This window comes from Streptomyces chartreusis NRRL 3882, assembly GCF_900236475.1.
In the GTDB taxonomy this organism is placed as follows: Bacteria; Actinomycetota; Actinomycetes; order Streptomycetales; family Streptomycetaceae; genus Streptomyces; species Streptomyces chartreusis_D.
Map to the genome: position 1 here is coordinate 7,988,771 of NZ_LT963352.1, position 17,566 is coordinate 8,006,336.

The 17,566-nt window shown below is 72.5% G+C and carries 11 protein-coding genes; 9 read left to right on the plus strand and 2 right to left on the minus strand.

All coding sequences use genetic code 11. The features are described 5' to 3' along the window. Window positions 1–63: 63 nt before the first annotated feature. Entirely contained in the window at window positions 64–1,296 is a 1,233-nt protein-coding gene (locus SCNRRL3882_RS36035) for a helix-turn-helix domain-containing protein (RefSeq protein ID WP_010037430.1), read from the minus strand. Window positions 1,297–1,599: 303 nt separating this feature from the next. On the opposite strand from SCNRRL3882_RS36035, the gene SCNRRL3882_RS36040 reads away from it, so the two are divergent. Continuing rightward, entirely contained in the window at window positions 1,600–1,902 is a 303-nt protein-coding gene (locus SCNRRL3882_RS36040) for a hypothetical protein (protein ID WP_050810205.1), read from the plus strand. On the opposite strand, the gene SCNRRL3882_RS36045 is transcribed toward SCNRRL3882_RS36040, so the two are convergent. Next, complete coding sequence (locus SCNRRL3882_RS36045) at window positions 1,868–2,356, minus strand: hypothetical protein (RefSeq protein ID WP_029180991.1); 489 nt, start codon at window positions 2,354–2,356, stop codon at window positions 1,868–1,870. The genes SCNRRL3882_RS36040 and SCNRRL3882_RS36045 overlap by 35 nt on opposite strands. A gap of 709 nt (window positions 2,357–3,065) precedes the next feature. Here SCNRRL3882_RS36045 and SCNRRL3882_RS36050 point away from each other — a divergent pair. The 8 genes from SCNRRL3882_RS36050 (at window position 3,066) to SCNRRL3882_RS36085 (ending at window position 17,543) form a co-directional block, all read left to right on the plus strand. After that, window positions 3,066–4,931 (plus strand): phage tail sheath subtilisin-like domain-containing protein, encoded by a 1,866-nt coding sequence (locus tag SCNRRL3882_RS36050; RefSeq protein WP_029180992.1) that lies wholly within the window; start codon window positions 3,066–3,068, stop codon window positions 4,929–4,931. A 34-nt stretch (window positions 4,932–4,965) separates the two neighbouring features. Next, complete coding sequence (locus tag SCNRRL3882_RS36055; protein ID WP_004003113.1) at window positions 4,966–5,490, plus strand: phage tail protein; 525 nt, start codon at window positions 4,966–4,968, stop codon at window positions 5,488–5,490. 105 nt (window positions 5,491–5,595) lie between these two features. After that, window positions 5,596–6,330 carry a hypothetical protein gene (locus SCNRRL3882_RS36060; protein ID WP_010037438.1) on the plus strand — a complete coding sequence of 245 codons (735 nt, stop codon included), beginning with the start codon at window positions 5,596–5,598 and terminating at the stop codon, window positions 6,328–6,330. Next, window positions 6,323–7,075 (plus strand): hypothetical protein, encoded by a 753-nt coding sequence (locus tag SCNRRL3882_RS36065; protein ID WP_010037440.1) that lies wholly within the window; start codon window positions 6,323–6,325, stop codon window positions 7,073–7,075. The genes SCNRRL3882_RS36060 and SCNRRL3882_RS36065 overlap by 8 nt, the downstream gene beginning before the upstream one ends. A 79-nt stretch (window positions 7,076–7,154) precedes the next feature. Beyond that, the gene (locus tag SCNRRL3882_RS36070) at window positions 7,155–8,069 is read left to right on the plus strand and encodes a DUF4255 domain-containing protein (protein ID WP_010037450.1); all 915 of its coding nucleotides are present in this window, start codon (window positions 7,155–7,157) and stop codon (window positions 8,067–8,069) included. A 35-nt stretch (window positions 8,070–8,104) separates the two neighbouring features. Beyond that, on the plus strand, window positions 8,105–10,132 hold the full coding sequence (locus SCNRRL3882_RS36075; protein WP_010037461.1) for an ATP-binding protein: 2,028 nt from the start codon (window positions 8,105–8,107) through the stop codon (window positions 10,130–10,132). Then, window positions 10,123–10,458, plus strand: coding sequence for a hypothetical protein (locus tag SCNRRL3882_RS36080; RefSeq protein ID WP_010037462.1), 336 nt, complete (start codon window positions 10,123–10,125; stop codon window positions 10,456–10,458). Before SCNRRL3882_RS36075 ends, SCNRRL3882_RS36080 begins: the two co-directional genes overlap by 10 nt. Further along, window positions 10,455–17,543, plus strand: a complete 7,089-nt coding sequence (locus SCNRRL3882_RS36085; protein ID WP_102514915.1) for an eCIS core domain-containing protein — start codon at window positions 10,455–10,457, stop codon at window positions 17,541–17,543. Before SCNRRL3882_RS36080 ends, SCNRRL3882_RS36085 begins: the two co-directional genes overlap by 4 nt. Window positions 17,544–17,566: the final 23 nt, after the last annotated feature.

A 17,566-nucleotide genomic window follows, 5' to 3' on the forward strand; every position in this document is an offset into this window, starting at 1 on the left:
CCGTCGTGACGACCTCACTGTGCTCCCGGGAGGTTGGCGCAAGGTTGGCGCCGTGGCGGGCCGTCAGTCCCGTCGGGCCGTGGTCAGGCGGCCCCGCGCGATCGCCCGGCGGGTGTCGCCGGGGCCGAGCAGGTGCAGCGCGTGTTCGTGGATCTCCGCGTCGTACGGGGCCCGTTCGCCGTAGCGCAGGGCGTGTTCCGGGTGCGTGCTCGCCAGTACGGCCTCGCGTACGGCCACTTCGAGGCGGGTTCGCCACTCCTCGATGCCGGGGGCCTCTGAGCGGGGGAGCAGCGGGCCGCCGTAGAGGCGCAGGGCGGTGTCGGTGTCGCCCTGCTCCAGGGCGCGCAGGACGTCGTCGGCGTCGCAGGAGACGGGGATCGTCAGGGCGTAGCGGCGTGGGGAGACGCCGCCGCCGAGGGCGCGGCGCAGGTGGGAGATCTCCGCTTTGAAGGTGGACGCGGTGACCGGCCGGTCGCCGTAGAGGGCGGCGCGCAGCCGTTCCGGGGAGAAACCGTCGGGTTCGAGCGCGAGCAGGGTGAGGATCTCCACCTGGCGGGGGCGCAGGGGGAGTGGCCGTCCCTCCCGCACGGCCGGGACGGCTCGTTCCGCGCCGAGGCAGGTGAGCCGCAGCTGTCCCGGGCGAGGCTGTTCCGTGGCGAGGCGGGCCTCGATGGTGGACACCAGTGTGCGTACGGTGGACATGGCCAGGGGGTGCGAACGGTCCCAGGTGGTCGACAGGTCCAGCACGCCGAGGACGCGCCCGTCCGGGCCGTGGACCGGGGCGCAGTAGCAGACCCAGCCGTGCAGGGCCGACACCAGGTGCTCGGCGGAGAAGACGGAGCTGGGACGGCCGGTGCGCAGGGCGAGGGACAGGGCGTTGGTGCCCATGGCCTGCTCGTCCCACCGGCCGCCCGGGGCGAAGTTGACGCGCTCGGCCCGGCGGCGCATGGTCGGGCCGCCGCAGGTCCACAGGATGGTGCCGGACTCGTCGGTGACGGCCGTGACGAAGCCGGCGTCCTCGGCGATGCTGCGCAGTTCCCCGGCGAGGCCCGCGACCGGCCGGTACAGCGGCGAGGACGTCCAGCGCTGGTGGACGGGGCCGGCGTCGGTGACCGGGGCGCTGTCCCGCCCGGGGTCCACGCTGCTCAGTGAGCGCGCCCAGGACTCGGTCACCTCGTGGCGCAACGCCGCGCTGCCGCCCGGCCGCGCGCCCGCGGCGCTCAGCCGCGGCACCCAGCGGGACCACTCGTGCTCCAGCACGGCCCTGCGCTGCCGGAGGTCAGGGCGCTGTGACATGGCCTCTCCCTGCCGTCGTACCGGGAGGCCCGGTTCCGGGCGCGGTGCCGGCCCGGTCCTCGGCCTGAGGTCAGTGTTACCGGATGCGTACGGCCGGGGTCGAGCAGCCCGCCGGAATGCGAAGCGGCCCGCGCCGCCGTGCCGGAAGCCTTCACCGGGAACGACCCCGTCCTGAACGTGCGACCGCCTCACTGGATGTTTGTCCGGTGCCCGGGTGCCGCCGTACGGGTGACGGGTTCACCCGACCCGACGGACGGGACCCGGCCCGCGTACCACCGGCGTGCCGCGTCGCGTTGACCGGGCATGGACAGCACTGAGACGGCGCGGCGCCTTCTCGGGAACGACGCCGCTCCCCGGTCGTTCGCCGAACTCACCAGCGGATACGGGGGGCATCCGCCCATCTACGCGGCCCTCGTCGCCGAATGGCAGGCCAGGGGCCACGCGATCCCGGAGCACCGTGACGGCCAGTGGGTCTCCTTCGCGGCGCCGTCCGCGAGCGAGACCTGGGCCGCCCTCACCACCTGGACCGTCGGCCGGCACCCGGGGACGGCCGCCCCCGACGGCACTCACCTCACCAGCAGTCGGCCACCGCGTGTTCCGCGCTGACCGGTGCCAGCACGGCGAGGGTCTCGGTGGCCTCCCGCAGGGCCGACTCCAGCGTGCCGGGGGCGTGCAGGCTGCCCGTGCCGTCCGGCGGGACGAGCCACTCCAGGCGCCCGGCGGGCCGGTAGGGCGGCGGCACGGCGACCCAGGAGCCCCGGCCGACGTGCCGGACCCCGAAACCGACCCACTCGCTGACGGGGTCGGGTGGCAGGAAGAAGCCCACTCTGCGGGCCGCGCTGTCCACCAGGGTGGGGCCGGGCATCTTCAGGGGGTCGCGCCACAGATAGTCCAGGGCGAGCAGGCCGAGCCGGTCGGGGACGCTGAGCACGTCCCAGTACCGCCCCGCCTCCACCAGCGCCGTCCCCGTGCCGTAGTCCCACTCCCGCTTGCACTCCTGAGGGTCCCTGGCGGCCGCGGCGAGCCACTCGACGGCTTGCTTCCACATCACGCTCTGCATGGCCACCCCAGGCACAGTCGGCAGCGCCCCGACGGGCGCACGCTGGACACGGGCCGGTGACCCGCGGAGCCTCGGGCTCCGCGTGCCGGTCCGGCACTGGCCATGCTCGTAGATATTTCTACGCGCTGGAAGGGGTGGCGCAGCCTGGCGTTCGGGTCGGGCATGTCCCGGTCGAAAGGGGGCACTCGGGGGTGGATCCCGTAAGGCATCGATCAACTCCGTGCGTGTCCATGGCGCCCCGCCGAAACCGGCCATCGAGGGATGTACGACTGGGGGAGAACCTGCGGAGTGCGCCGGGCGGATGAGGCACCGGTGCCGGAGGCGCGGGGTCTTCCAGGCATGCCCTCCGCCCGGCGATCACCGCCGCTGTGCAGGAGGTGTGGACCACTCCACGAGGGCGCGCGGGTGTGATGTGCGGATCGCGGAATTCTGCCTTCACAGAACCTTCCACTGTGCTGGCCAGAACCCGTCTTGTTCGGCCAACTCCGAACGCAAGAAGGTGGGTTGAGCACTTGAGCATCAGGAGTCACAAGCGTGCTGCTTGACCCGGGCGACCGAACCGCACGGGTACTGACGGGGGAACTGATGAGGTGCGCGTGTGTCCCCCGCCGGCGGGCGGGGGCCCGAGTCCTCGCGCATGGCCGGAACGTCCCTCCCTCACCTCTCTTGGTGCCGTCATCCGGTGCCCGAGACAGGGATAGGAGGGGGAATGCCGATGAGTGCAGTGAGCGCCGCCAAGCCGACGTATCCCGGTGTCTACGTCGAAGAGCTTCCCAGCAGCACCCGCACCATCTCGACCCTGACCACTTCGGTGACCGCCTTCGTGGGCCACACCCGCCGCGGTCCGCTGAACGAGCCGGTCCGCGTCACCAGCTTCACCGAGTTCGAGCGCCGCTTCGGGGGGCTGAGCGCCCAGAGCGCCGTCGGCTACGCCGTTCACCAGTTCTTCGGCAACGGCGGCACCGTCGCCGTGATCGTCCGGGTCGCCAAGGCCGGCAGCGGCAAGGCCGCCCGCGTCACGCTGGAGTCCACCGAGGGCCACAGCGAGTGCGACGTCCTCGCGGTGCACGCCAAGGAACCCGGCGTGTGGGGCAACGGCCTGCGCGTCGCCGTCGACTACGACACGCCCCGCCCGGAGGAGACCTTCAACCTGCGGGTCCACGACGCCAAGGGCGAGGCCCGCGAGAGCTTCACCGGCCTGTCCACCGACCCGTCCCACGGCCGGTACGTGCAGACCGTCGTCAACGCCGGCTCCCGGCTGGTCCGCGTCGAGGTCGTGGGCGAGGGCCGCCCCGACCCGTCCGGCACCGTCTCCAAGCCCTTCGGGCACGACCTGCCCGACCTCGCCGTGGACCTCACCGTCAAGATCGGCGACGTCGAGCGGGAGTTCACGCTCTACGACCCCGACTGCGACGGCGAGGCCCCGCACTCCGTCGCCGAGCTGGCGCTGCTGCTGGAGCGCAAGCTGCGCGCCCTGCCCGACGCGCCCGGCAAGCACGCCTTCGCGGGCGCCGAGGTCACCGCCTTCGGCCGGCGCATCCAGGTCGTCGCGGGCTCCACCGACCCCGAGGACGTCGTCCGCTTCCTCGGCGAGTGCGCCAACGACCTGGGCCTGGAGGCCTCCGTCAACCCGCCCGTCTTCCCGCTGGAGGGCGGCGAGGACGGCGAGGCGCCCGGACCGCGCGACCTCATCGGCTCCGAGGCCGACAAGTCCGGCATCCAGGCGCTGCGCGGCGTCGCCGACGTGAACCTCCTCGTGCTGCCCGAACTCGCGGGCTACGAGAAGACGGAGGACGCCGTCACCGTCGTCTCGGCCGCCCAGCGGCTGTGCCAGGAACGGCGGATCTTCCTGCTGGTCGACGCGCCGGGCACCTGGGTCAGCGTGGACACCGCCCGGGCCGGGCTCGCCGCCTTCGACGCCGTGCGCGGCAACCACGCGGGCCTGTACTTCCCGCACCTCCAGCTCACCGACCCCCTCACGGGCCGGCTGCGCTCCTTCCCGCCGTCCGGCGCCGTCGCGGGCGTCATCGCCCGTACGGACTCCGAGCGCGGCGTGTGGAAGGCCCCGGCCGGCACCGAGGCCCGGCTCGCCGGCGTGCACTCGCTCACGGTCAACCTGACCGACCGCGAGACCGGCCTGCTCAACCCGCTCGGCGTCAACTGCCTGCGCACCTTCCCGGTGACCGGCCCGGTGGTCTGGGGAGCGCGCACGCTGGAGGGCTCCGACGCACTCGACAGCGAGTGGAAGTACGTGCCGGTGCGGCGGCTCGCCCTGCACGTCGAGGAGAGCCTTCAGCGAGGCCTCCAGTGGGTGGTGTTCGAACCCAACGACGAGAACCTGTGGCAGCAGATCCGGCTCGCCGCCTCCTCGTACCTGCACACCCTCTTCCGCCAGGGCGCCTTCAAGGGCGGCACGCCCCGCGACGCCTACTTCGTCAAGTGCGACAGCGACACCACGACCGCCGAGGACATCGAGAACGGCATCGTCAACGTCCTGGTCGGCATCGCGCCGGTCCGCCCGGCCGAGTTCGTGATCGTCAAGATCCAGCAGACGTCCGGGCAGTTCGCGCTCTGAGCAACGCTCCAAGGAATCCCTGAGGACATTTTCGATGGCAGAGTTCACGGTCAACGCCCATCGTTTCGACCCGTACAAGAACTTCAAGTTCCTGGTCCTGTGGGACGGTCGGACGGTCGCCGGCATCAGCAAGATCAGTCCGCTGAAGCGGACCACCGAGGTCGTCAAGCACCGGCACGGTGGCGACCCCTCGTCCCCCCGCAAGTCGCCCGGCCGCTCCGAGTTCGAGGGCATCACCCTGGAGCGCGGCGTCACGCACGACCCCGAGTTCGACCGCTGGGCCAACAAGGTCTGGCAGGTCGGCGCGGGCCTCGGCTCCGAGGTGTCCCTCGCCGACTTCCGCAAGGACATCGTGATCCAGGTCCTCAACGAGGCCGGCCAGGTCGCCGTCTCGCACAAGCTGTACCGGACCTGGCCGAGCGAGTACCAGGTCCTCGGCGAACTGGACGCCAACGCCAACGCGGTGGCCATCCAGTCGCTGAAGCTCGAGTGCGAGGGCTGGGAGCGGGACTACGAGGTGCCCGAGCCGGAGGAGCCGTCGTTCCTGAACCCGGCGTAAGCGCTCCGCTGGGAAGCGCCGGGTGGGGTTGTTGTTCGTCTGCGGGTTCGTGGGGGCTGGTCGCGCAGTTCCCCGCGCCCCCACGGGGCACGTGTTGGGGGAGGCATGGCCATCACACAGGCGGCCGAGTTCCTGGTCACCTGGGAGTCCGGGCTCGGCCAGGCACCGGCCGGGCGCGCCCTGCTGCTGCACCGGGCCGCCCGCCCGGACCTGGGCGATGACCCACAGGCCCTGCTGTCGCTGCCGGTGGGGGAGCGCGAGGCGGATCTGTTCGCCCTGCGCAAGGCCCTGTTCGGCGAGCGGATGCAGGTGCGCCTGGAGTGCGCGGCGTGCGGCACGGACATGGAGTTCGAGCTGGACGCCGGGGAGTTCGCCCGCACCCTGGCCGACCGGGGCGATCCGCTGGTGCGGGTCGCCGAGGACGGCTGGGAGGTCGAGTTCCGGGTGCCGGCCGTCGCCGACCTGACGGCGGCGGCCCGGGACGCCGACCCGCGCCGGGCCCTGCTCGCCCGGTGCGTGGTCACCGCCGTACGCGACGGGCAGCCCGTGTCAGCGGACGCGCTGCCGGTCGCCGTGCAGCGCCGGATCGCCGAGGCGGCCCGGGCCGCGGACCCGGGCGGCGACGTCACGCTGAACGTCGCCTGCCCCGAGTGCGGCGAGGCCACCCGGGCCGAGCTGGACATCGCCTCCTACCTGTGGACCGAACTGGACGCATGGGCCCGGGACCTGCTGCTCGACGTCCATCTGCTCGCCACCGCGTACGGCTGGAGCGAGCCGGAGATCCTGGCGCTCAGCCCGCTGCGGCGCCGCTACTACCTGGAGCTGTGTGCGGATGCCTGAGTCCACCGGGGACGATCGCCCGGAGCCCGACTTCCTCGACCGGCTGCTCGCCCGGCACGCGGCGCCCGCCGCGCGGCGTCCCGGCGTGGTGCGCGTACGGCCCCGGCTGGCCGGACCGTTCGAGCGGATCGAGGCGGTACGGGGCGCCGCGCCGGACCCGGACGGCACCGAGCCGCTGTGGCCCGTCGCCGCCCCGGCCGCCGTCGCCCGGCCGGACCTGGCCCGCCCGGCGGCCCGCGAGGTCGTCCGTACGGAACGGGAGCGGACGGTCGTACGGACCGAGCAGGCACCGGCAGCGGCCGAGAGCGGGATGCGTCCGGCCCGGCCGGCCGAGCCCGAGGGGCCGCTGCTGCGTCCCGTCACCCCGACGGGCCCCGCGCTGCGGCCGGCCACCGACACCGCGCGCCGCGCGGCGGGCCGGGGCCGTACCGAGCGGGCGGCCCCCACGAACGCGGCGTCCGTGCCAACCCCCCCTGGTGCGGACGCCGCTCCGCCCACCGCCGTGTCCGCCGCGCTGCTCCCCAGCGCGGCGGACACGGCGGCCGCACGGGACGCCGTCCGGCAGGCGGCGGCCCGGCGGCCCGGGCGCCAGACCGAGCAGGTGGTGCAGGTGCAGATCGGGCGGCTGGAGGTCACCGCCGGCGGCCCGCCCCAGCGCGGTGGCGGCAGGCCCCGGCCGACGGGCGCGGAGCGCCCGCGGGCCGCGGTCAGCCTGGCGGACTACCTGGCCAGGGGGCGCGAGTGAGGACGACGAGACCGACCGGCGGGACGAGCAGGACCAGAGGGACCGAGGACAGGACCGGAAGGACCGGGGAACCGACGCCATGAGTAACGCACTTGCCATCGCCCATGTCACCCAGGCCCTCGCCCTGCTCATCGAGACCAACCTGCCCCCGGACATCGACATCGCCGTCAAGGTCGAGCCGCGCAAGCCCCCGGCCGACCCGCCGACCGAGCCCACCATCACCGTGTTCCTGTACCAGGTCACGCCCAACACCGCGCAGCGCAACACCGACCTGCCCACCCGCGCCGCCGACGGCACGCTGGTCCGGAGGGCGGCCGCGCCGCTCGACCTGCACTACCTCATCAGCGCCTACGGCGAGGAGGCGGAGCTGGTCGGGCAGCGGCTCATCGGGTCGGTCGTACGCACACTGCACGAGATCCCCGTCCTGCCGAAGGACATCATCGAACTGGCGGGCGAGCGCGCCCACTTGTCCGGGAGCGACCTGGCCGAGGCGGCGCAGCGGGTGCGGTTCACGCCCACCGTGATGGACATCGACGAGACGTCGAAGCTGTGGGGGATGCTCCACCAGACGCCGTACACGCTGTCGGTCGTCTACCAGGCCGCCCTGGTGTTCATCGACGGCCGCGAGGTCCCGGTGCCGGGCAAGCCGGTGGAGCGGCCCGAGGTACGGGTGCTGCCGTTCGGGGCGCCCGGCGCGCCGGTGCCGCCGAAGCTCCCCGACGGGGGAGAGCAGCCGATGGCGCGGCCCGGGGCCGGCGCGCCGCCCGAGGCCGGGCGGGAGGCCGGCGCGGCGGTCGCGAAGGCGGCTCCTGCCAAGGCGCCCGCGACGGCGGCTGCGAAGGATCCCGCGAAGGCCCCGGCCAAGGCCGCCGCCAAGGCTCCGGCGCGTGGACGCCGGACCGCGACCGCGAAGAAGGCCGCCGCCAAGTCCTCTGCCGAGGAGACCAAGGACGCCCCGGCCCGGGCCGACGGCGGCGAGAACGCGGAGAGCTGAGGCGGCACATGGCAGCGACGGGGGCAGGAGACGACATGGGAGCGCACGGTTCGCACGGGGTGCGGGAGCCGCGGGCGGCCGCCGCACACGCCGGCGGACCGACGCTGACCGCCGAGATCAGGCGCGTCCTGGCCCGCGTCGACACCCATGCGGAGCGGGCCAGGGGCGGTGACGGTGGGGCGTCCGGGACGGCTTCGGTGCCGGCCGACGGCGATGCACGTGCTGCGGCCGGAGCCGCCCCGGTCGCCGCTGCCGGTCCCGGGACCGCCGCTCTCGACGCCCTCGTCACCTGCTTCGGACTCACCCCCTTCGAGCGGGACCTCGTCGTGCTCACCGCCGCCCAGGAACTCGACCCCACGACCGCCGCCCGCTGCGCCGCCGCGAGTGCCGACCCCGAACGGGCCCACCCGACCTTCTCGCTCGCACTGGCCGCCCTGGCGGAACCCCACTGGAGCGCCCTCACCCCGGTGTCGCCCTTGCGCCGCTGGCGGATCGTCGAACTGGAGGACGAGACCCGGCTGACGACCTCCCGGCTCCGGCTCGACGAGCGGATCCTGCACTTCCTGCTCGGCTCGCCCTACCTGGACACCCGGCTGCACGGCCAGGCGCGCCGCACCCCCGTACCGGACCGGCTGCCGCCGTCGTACGACGTGGCCGCGAGCCGGGTCGCGGCGGGCTGGGCGGACGGCGCCCGGCCCGACGCGCCGCTGCTCGTCGAGCTGGTCGGCGGCGACCTGCGCAGCCGCGCCGACATCGCCGCCGCGGGCGCCGCACGCGCCGGGCTCGGCCTGTACACCATGAGCGCCGAGGACATCTCCACCGACGCCGCCGAGCGCGACCGGTTCGCCCGGCTGTGGCAGCGCGAGGCGATCCTGCTGCCCGCCGCGCTGCTGGTGGAGGCCGGCGAGGTGGACCGGGACCAGCGGGCGGCGACCGAGGCGTTCCTGGCCGGGGCCGCCGTACCCGTCGTCGTGTCGAGCGCCGACCCGCGCCGTACCGACCGTCCGCACGGCACCCGCGTGTCCGTGCCGCCCCTGGACGACGACGAGCAGTTCGACCTGTGGGCGGACGCCTTCCGGGACGTGGCCGACCTCGACGACGGCGAACTGCGGTCGCTCGTCGCGCAGTTCCGGCTGCCGCCGCACGTCGTGCGTTCCGCCGCCGCCACCGTACGGCGCGAACTGCCCCACGAGGACGAGCTGGACGCCGTGCAGCTCGCCTGGCGGGCCGGTCTGGACGAGGCCCGGATCGGCATGGACGAGCTGGGCCGCCGCATCGAGCCGCAGGCCGGCTGGGACGACCTGGTGCTGCACGAGCGGCAGACGAACGTCCTGCGGGAGATCGTCGCGCATGTGCGGCAGCGCGCCACCGTCCACCAGGACTGGGGCTTCGCGCGGACCCTGCGCCGCGGCCTCGGCGTCACCGCGCTGTTCGCGGGCGGCTCCGGCACGGGCAAGACGCTCGCCGCCGAGGTGATGGCGAAGGAGCTCGGCCTCGACCTGTTCGTCATCGACCTCTCCCAGGTCGTCAGCAAGTACATCGGCGAGACCGAGAAGAACCTCCGCCGTGTCTTCGACGCCGCCGAGGCGGGCGGTGCGCTGCTGCTGTTCGACGAGGCCGACGCCCTGTTCGGCAAGCGCAGCGAGGTCAAGGACAGTCACGACCGGTACGCCAACCTGGAGGTCAGCTATCTGCTCATGCGGATGGAGGCCTACCGCGGGCTCGCCATCCTGACCACCAACATGAAGAAGGCCCTCGACAACGCCTTCCTGCGACGCATCCGCTTCGTCGTCGACTTCCCCTTCCCGGCCGAGCACGAACGCGCCGAGATCTGGCGCCGCGTGCTGCCGCCGCAGGCTCCCGTCAAGGACCTCGACCCGCGGCTGCTCGCCCAGCTCACGGTGGCGGGCGGCTCGATCCGCAACATCGCCCTGTCCGGGGCGTTCCTGGCCGCCGAGGAGAGCGAGGCGCTGCAGATGCGGCACATGGCCGCGGCGGCCCGGACCGAGTACCTGAAGCTGGAGCGCTCCTTGACGCCGACGGAGGTTCGCGGATGGGTGTGAACCGGGACGGCAGCAACCGGAGCGCGGGCACGGGCCTGGTCCCCGACGGGAACCACGCGCCGAGCGCGATCCGGGTGGACATCGGCGAACTCGTCCTCGACGGCTTCCGCGTGGACCCGGACCGGGTCTCCGCCGCGTTCGAGCGTGAACTCGACCGGCTGGTCCGCGAACACGGCGTACCGCTGGCGGCCGACGGCGCCCTGACCGTGGACACGCTGACCGGACTGCCGCCGCTGCCCGCCGGGCTCTCCTCCCGCCGGCTCGGCCAGGAACTGGCACGCGCCGTGCACGCCGGGCTCTCCGGCCGCGGGGAGGTGACGCGATGAGCGCGTCACAGACCCAGGACTCCCGTTCCGGACAGTCCGCCGAGCAGCGCCGCCGCAAGCGACGGGAGAAGGCGGCCAAGGCCCGCGGCCCGGAGCCCAAGAACATCGTCAGCGGCGCCGGGCAGCCGCTGGACGCGGGCGTACGGCGGGACCTGGAGGAGCAGCTCGGGCACGACCTGAGCCGCGTACGACTGCACACCGGGCCGGAGGCAGGGCGGCTGACGGAGCTGCTCGGCGCGGACGCGGTCGCGGTCGGCCAGGACGTCTTCTTCCGCGAGGGCGCCTACCGCCCCGGCACGACGGACGGCCAACGCCTGCTGGTCCACGAGTTGTTGCACACCGTGCAGAACCCGCACGGCCTGGGCGCGCTGCGGGCCGGGCGCGAGCCCGGCGCGGTCAGCCTGCCCCAGCAGGCGATCGAGCAGGAGGCCGAGTCCGTCGCGCAGGCTCTCGCGCGCCCGGAGGCCGCGGGGAACGGCCGGTCCGCCCCGGGCACCCCGGAGCTGGAGACGGGGCAGACCACGCCTGGCTGGCTGCGGTACGCCACCGTGGACGCGGACCGGAACCGGCTGGAGCAGATCGATCCGGCGACCATGCTGGACCGCCTGGCGAACTCGGTCGTACGGTCGCTGCGCGCCGACCCGGAAGACCTCTCGAAGCGTACGCGGCAGCAACTGGGCCGGCTCCCCGAGGAGTTGCTCGACCGGGTCCTGGAGCGCCTGGAGGACAGGCTGCTCGGCTCGGAGCAGGACAAGGTGCTGGACCTCGTCGAGGAGATCGAGGCCGACGCGGCGCTCGGCGGTGACGCGGAGCGTCCGCCGCTCGACGCCCCGGCCGTCGAGCCCGACGCGGCGGAGGAGTTGCGGCAGGAGCGGGAGAGCGAGCAGCGCTCCGTCGAGGAGGAACAGGCTCGCCAAGAGCGGCCGGCCCTGGCGCCGGGACCGGAGAAGGACCGTGCCGAGGGGGAGAACGCCCCGGGCAGCACCCCGCGCAACGGCGGGACAGCGGAGAGCGGAAGCACACCGCAGGGCGGGGGAGCGCCCCGGGGGTGGCAGGAGCCTGGGGCGGCCGCGGGCCACGAGCGTGCGCCGGCCGCGTCGCAGGGGCAGCCGGGGGCGGCCGGGGGACCGGGTGCTGCCACGAGCGAGCCGGCCGGTGCCTCTGCCGGGGGCGCCGGGCAGGCGCGGGAGCAGAAGTCCGAGGGCTCCGGCGCGGGCGCCCGGGAGGACAAGCAGGACGGCGGCGGGAACAAGCAGGGCGGCCAGGACAAGCAGGACGGCGGCGGGAACAAGCACGGCGGCCAGGACAAGCAGGACGGCGGCGGGAACAAGCACGGCGGCCAGGACAAGCAGGGCGCAAAGGACAAGGAGGAGGCCAGCCGGCAGGGCGCTGCCGCCGCGAACAAGGAGGAGTCCGCGGCCGAGAACCGCCCCGGAGCGGCCGAGCAGCCCACCGCGGGTCACAAGGTGCAGCAGGAGGACCAGGGCGGCAAGGAGAAGCCCGGGGGTCCGGCCACGGCGGCGGGAAGGGACACCGGGCTGCCCGGCAGGACGAGCAGGCTCGACGGCGTACGCAACCAGGATCTCGAAGGGCCCGAGGAGACCGCCGAGGACGACCCGTTCGGCTCGGGCAGCGAGTCGGAGGTGGACGTCGGCGGCGCCGAGAAGAGCGCCTGGGACGTCAAGCTGCAGCCGGATGACTTCCTGCCGGAGCAGGACCCGGACGTGTCCGGAGTGCCGACCGCGGACAAGCTCGACCCGTCCTCGTCCGGCGGGCAGTCCGCACCGTCGTTCCCCGCTCCCCCCGTGACCAGGGCCGACAAGGTGCAGGCCGAACGTGACGCGGAGGACGCCGAGGACGGGGCGGCCGGGCTCGAGCCCGAGGGGACCGATGCCGAGGCGCCCGCGGAGCCCGACCCGTCGGTGGAGACCGAGGGCGGCCCGGGGGACGGCCTCCTCGGCGGCCTGGAGGCGGAGCGGGACGGGGAGTCCCGGACCGGGCCCGGCGCACCGTCGAAGGACCCGAAGAGCGGAGACGACCCTAAGGCCGGGCCCGTCGCCGCGCAGAAGACGGTGCAGGAGGCCCCCGGGAACTCCGAGGGTGGCGGTGCTGAGAAGGAGGCAGCCGCCAAGGAGGCGGAGAACACCCCGGCCGCGGGCGACAAGGACCAGGGCGCGCAGGAGAAGCAGTCCCAGAAGGCGGCGGGCGGTACGGCGGCGGCGCCGGGGACCGCGGGCGAGGGCGAGCAGAAACAGCCGGGCGCCGCGTCCAAGGGCAGCGCCACCACCGGCCAGGCGCAGGCGGGCGCCGCCGGATCGGCGGGCGGCGAGGAGCAGGCGGCGGACGCCAAGTCGCCGTCCCCCGCACGCGGTACGCACGTCCCGGGCGGTTCCGGCGCCGACACCCCGGGCGGCGCGAGCAAGGAGGCGGCCGACGGGACGCAGAGCGGGTCGTCCGACGCGGGGCCGACGAGGAGCGAGGACGCGGCACCGGCGGCGTCGTCCGCGAAGGCAGCGGAGGCCCCCGCCCCCGCCCCTGCCGCACCTGTTTCGGCGCCGGCGCCGAAACAGGCCCCCGGCGAAGCCCCCAAGGACGCTCCGAAGGCCTCGAAGGAGGCGCCGGCGCCCGAGGCCGCGCCCGCGCCCAGGGCACCGCGCGGCGGAGGTGGTGGCGGTGCTGCCGGGGTTGGTGGCGGCAAGGGGTCCGCGTCCGGCAAGGGCAGGAAGAAGGACTCGGCACCGGCGCCGAACCTCTCCCAGGTCTCCCCGGAGGCCGGTCTGTCCACGGCGTCGAAGCTCAAGCCGCACACGGCACTTCAGGCGATGGGCGGCGTCGGTGGCGCGGTGGACCGCACGGTCGGCGACGAGCATCAGCAGCTCGCCGCGGCGCCGCCGACGATGCAGCGCCCGGCGGGCGCGCCGCAGACCCTGGAGGGCAAGCCGAAGGCCGACGCACCGGCGCGGTACTCACAGGACCCGGCGCGGAAGTCCGAGGCACCCAAGGACGAGAAGGCCGAGGTCACGGGCGAGAAGAAGCCCGAGGGCCAGATCGAGGCGGAGAAGGCCGAGGAGCCCGGCGGCTGGGACACCTTCAAGATGGCGCTGGGCTTCGTCGGCGCCAAGATCGTCAACGGGGTCACGAGCTTCTTCGGCGCCGACGAACCGGTGGTGGATCCGCAGGAGCTGGCCGCCAAGTTCGCCGGGCTGCCGACCAAGGACGAAGCCCTGAAGCAGGCCCAGGCCGGCAACGCGCCGGGCGTGGGGATGCAGGGCGCCGCCGAGCAGACGGCCGGCGAGCAGGGCGCCGCGGTCGACAGCAAGGGCCGGGAGACCGTCGCGACGGGCAAGGACGACGCCGCCCGCCCGATGGGGGAGAACCAGGTCTACCCCAACGCTCCCGAGGAGCAGTTGAAGGGGAAGGTCCCGGGGCAGCAGGGCGGCAAGGGCGGTGTGCCCGGGGGCGAGGGCGCGGGCACCGGCGCCGTGCCGGCCGAGGCGGCGTCCGAGGTGGCGGAGCACGACCGCGGCCCGGAGTTCCAACGGGCTTTCACCCACGGCCAGAAGGGCATGTCCGAGGGCCGCCAGGTCAAGGACAGGGACTTCCGCGACTCGCAGCAGAAGCACAAGCAGCAGGTCGACAGCGAGGTCGGCAAGAACACCGACGCCCAGGCGAGCGAGCGCGGGAAGACCCTCGACGAGGTCACCTCGCAGCGCGCCGACTGGCGCACCGAGCAGGACGAGGAGCTCAAGAAGCTCGGTACGAAGAAGACCGAGAAGCACGAGAAGGTACGCAAGGACGTCAAGGAGCGGGAGAAGAAGACCGACGACGACGTCGAGCAGGAGAAGAAGGACAGCGACAAGAAGATCCAGGACAAGGCCACCACGGCGGAGTCGGACGCGAAGAACAAGACCGACACGGCCGCCAAGGAGTCCGGCAACTGGGTCACGAAGGCCTTCGAATGGCTCAAAGAGAAGGTCATCGAGATCAAGAACGCGATCGTCCGGATCATCCGGGCGGCGCGTGACGCGGTCGTCGGCTTCATCAAGAACTTCAAGGAGAACGCCGAACGCTGGATCAACGAGGCCCGCGCGTTCATCGTCGACACGGTCAAGAACCTGATCAACGATCTGATCGAGTTCGCCAAGGCGATGGTCCGGGCCGTCATCGAACTGGCCAACCGCGTCAGGAAGTTCATCACCGACCTCATCGCGGCGGCGATCGCGTTCGTCACGAAGCTCGCGGCACAGCTGAAGCAGATCGTCTCCGACCTGCTGAACGCCATCGCGAAACTGCTGAGCGACATCCTGAACGTCCTCAAGAAGATGCTCATGGACGTCGTCAGGGCGGTCGTGGACGCCGTCAAGACGGTGCTCGACTACGCCTCGAAACTCCTGGCGGGGCTAGGCGAGTTCATGATGATCGCCGTCGACTTCCTCTCCGACCCGGGCGGCTGGCTGGGCGGCGCGAGGAACTCCGCCGTGGACGGTGCGAAGAACCACCTGTTCCGTGAGGTCCAGGCGGCGGTGAAGTCATGGTTCCAGTCCAAGATCGAAGAGATCATCGGCATCCCGAGGGCGATCCTCGACAAGCTGATCAAGGGTGGCTACACCCTGGAGAAGATCGTGAAGGAGACGTGGGACGCCATCGTCCCGCAGCTCCCCTTCATCATCGGCGAGATCGTCATCACCAAAGTCGTCGCCAAGCTGATCCCCGGCGCCGGCTGGGTCATGGCGGTCATCGACGCGATCCGCACGGCCATCGGTGCCCTGGGCGAGATCCTGCGCGCGATGGGCGCGGTCCTCGACTGGCTGAAGGCGGTCCGCCAGGGCGGCGCGGGCGTCCTCTTCGCCAAGGCGGTCGCGGCGGGCATCGTCGCCCTCCTCGAACTGGCCTACGAGGCGCTCCTGAGCGGCATCGGCAAGTACGTCGCGAAGGTCGGCCGCCGCCTGAAGGGTGTGGCGGCGAAGCTCGGCAAGCCGGACAGGGGCGGCGACAAGCCGAAGCCCGCCCGGGGCGACGACCCGAAGCCGGCCGACACGAAGCCGGCCCGGCCCGCTTCCACCGACACCTTGCCCAAGCCGGGCAAGGCCACGGGCCCCGGCACGAAGCCGAACGCGAAGCCGGAGCCGAAGGCCGATCCGAACAGGCCGACGAGGCAGGCGCCGGGCAGGAACAGGGGCCCCGGCAAGGACCAGGACACGACTGCGGGCAAGCCCAAGGACGACATTACCGGCGGTGACAAGAGGCCCACGGGCAAGGACGGGCCGGGCCGGCCCGCAACGGACAAGGACGCCCCGGGCAAGCCGGACACTCGCCCGACTCCGGCCCCGAAGCCGAAGCCGAAGCCCGAACCCAAGCCGAAGCCGAAGCCCGAGCCGGACGCGAAGCCGAAGCCCAAGGACGACGCCTCGGGCAAGCCCAGGGACGACAAGGACACGACCAGGCCGAAGGACGACGGCAAGACTCCCCCCAAGGACCAGGACCCGGCCAAGCCCACGTCGGACGAGCCCAAGTCGGACGAGCCCAAGCACAAGGGCGCCGACCGGGACCCGAAGAAGCCCGCGTCCAAGGGTGAGAAGGACGGCGGCAGGAAGCCGAAGCCCGAGGACCGGGACAAGGGGCCGAAGAAGCCGACGGACGGCAAGCCCAAGGAAAAGGGTCCGGCTGAGGAGAAGCAGAAAAAGAAGGACGAGCGCAAGAAGGAAGAGGACTCGAAAGAGTCCAAGGACGCCCGACTCGAGAAGATCGTCGCACGCCTTCGCCCCAAGCTCACCGGTGTCACTCAACGCGGTATCGGGAACCTGCCTCTGCGGGCACTGCTCAAGACGTTGCGCTCCTGGTACCGGCTCACCGCTCTCCAGCAGCAGAAGACCGGCGAGCAGGAGAAGATCACCGCTGTCCTGAACCCGCAGAAGGATGCGCGTGACCACCTCGAGCACGCTCGCAACATCATCGAGGGCAATGAGCCTGATTTCGCTCGAGCCATCGGTAGCCAGGCCAACAGGGTTGCCACCGACCCACGTGTCGCCGGACTGGCGGCCGCCGTCAACGCGGCCCAGGCCCAAGGGCAGAGCGCGCGGGATGCAGCGCGCAAGGCCGCACGTGAGCAAGGGGAACGGGACGGCCTTTCGGACAAGCAGATCAAGGATCGGGAGCGCCAGGCAGCTGCCACCGTCCCGCCGCGCCCGGCAGCCGCACCCATCGTCGAATCCGTGGCCATGCGGACGGGTGCTCGCCCCATTGGCTACGAGACCATCGACATGGCGGCGCGTTCCCACATGGCCGCCATCGTCGGGGAGCTGCACAGAGGAGCTCGCGGGAAGTCGAATCCGGCCAACACCCAGGTGCAGACAGGTCTGGGCAGTGGCCACTACCACCAGAAGCCTGCAAAGGCCGGGGGTACGCCGCGGGATGCCATTCCGCAAAAACTGCAGAAGCTTGAGGACGCCATCGTCCGGGACATGCAGGGCACCACGCTCAGCAGCACCCAGAAACACGCCACGGCAAGGGAACGGATACAGAAGGCATATTTCGAGATCCTGCAAGGCCGCATACCTTCGGACAAGTTCTTCCGTCAAGACCCCGAGGCTGTAAAGACCATCGCGGGCGCTGCGCGACTCATGGGCGTCGTGGAAGGTGGGCGACACATAACGGCGTCCCTCACCGGCATAATGGCGTGGAAGGCCTCCACGATTCCGGACGTAACCTGGGAGAACGTCGTAAACGACATGAACTACATGGCGCCCAAGGATGCCCCGAAATCGGCCGACTACATGTATGACCCTGAGCAGCTCGCCAGGGACCACTCGAAGAAGACGGAACCCGGACTGACGAGTCATGGCCGAAAGATAAACACCGCAACTCCGAAGATGCAGGCCAGGATGACCAGTCTGCTCATCCACAGCTTTGCCCAGTACAAGGCCGAAAACATTTACCTGGGTAAGCAGCAGCTCATCGACGAGTTCCCGGACTGGGTCCTGAAGAATTCCGTGCCGTATCTTTCACCCGAAGGCGGCCTCAAGGCTTCCAGCGCCCCAGGGCCCGGCTGGGTGCAGACGGGTGACGGTCTGTGGGTCCCGCAGTGATCTCGAACCAAGGAAGACAGGAA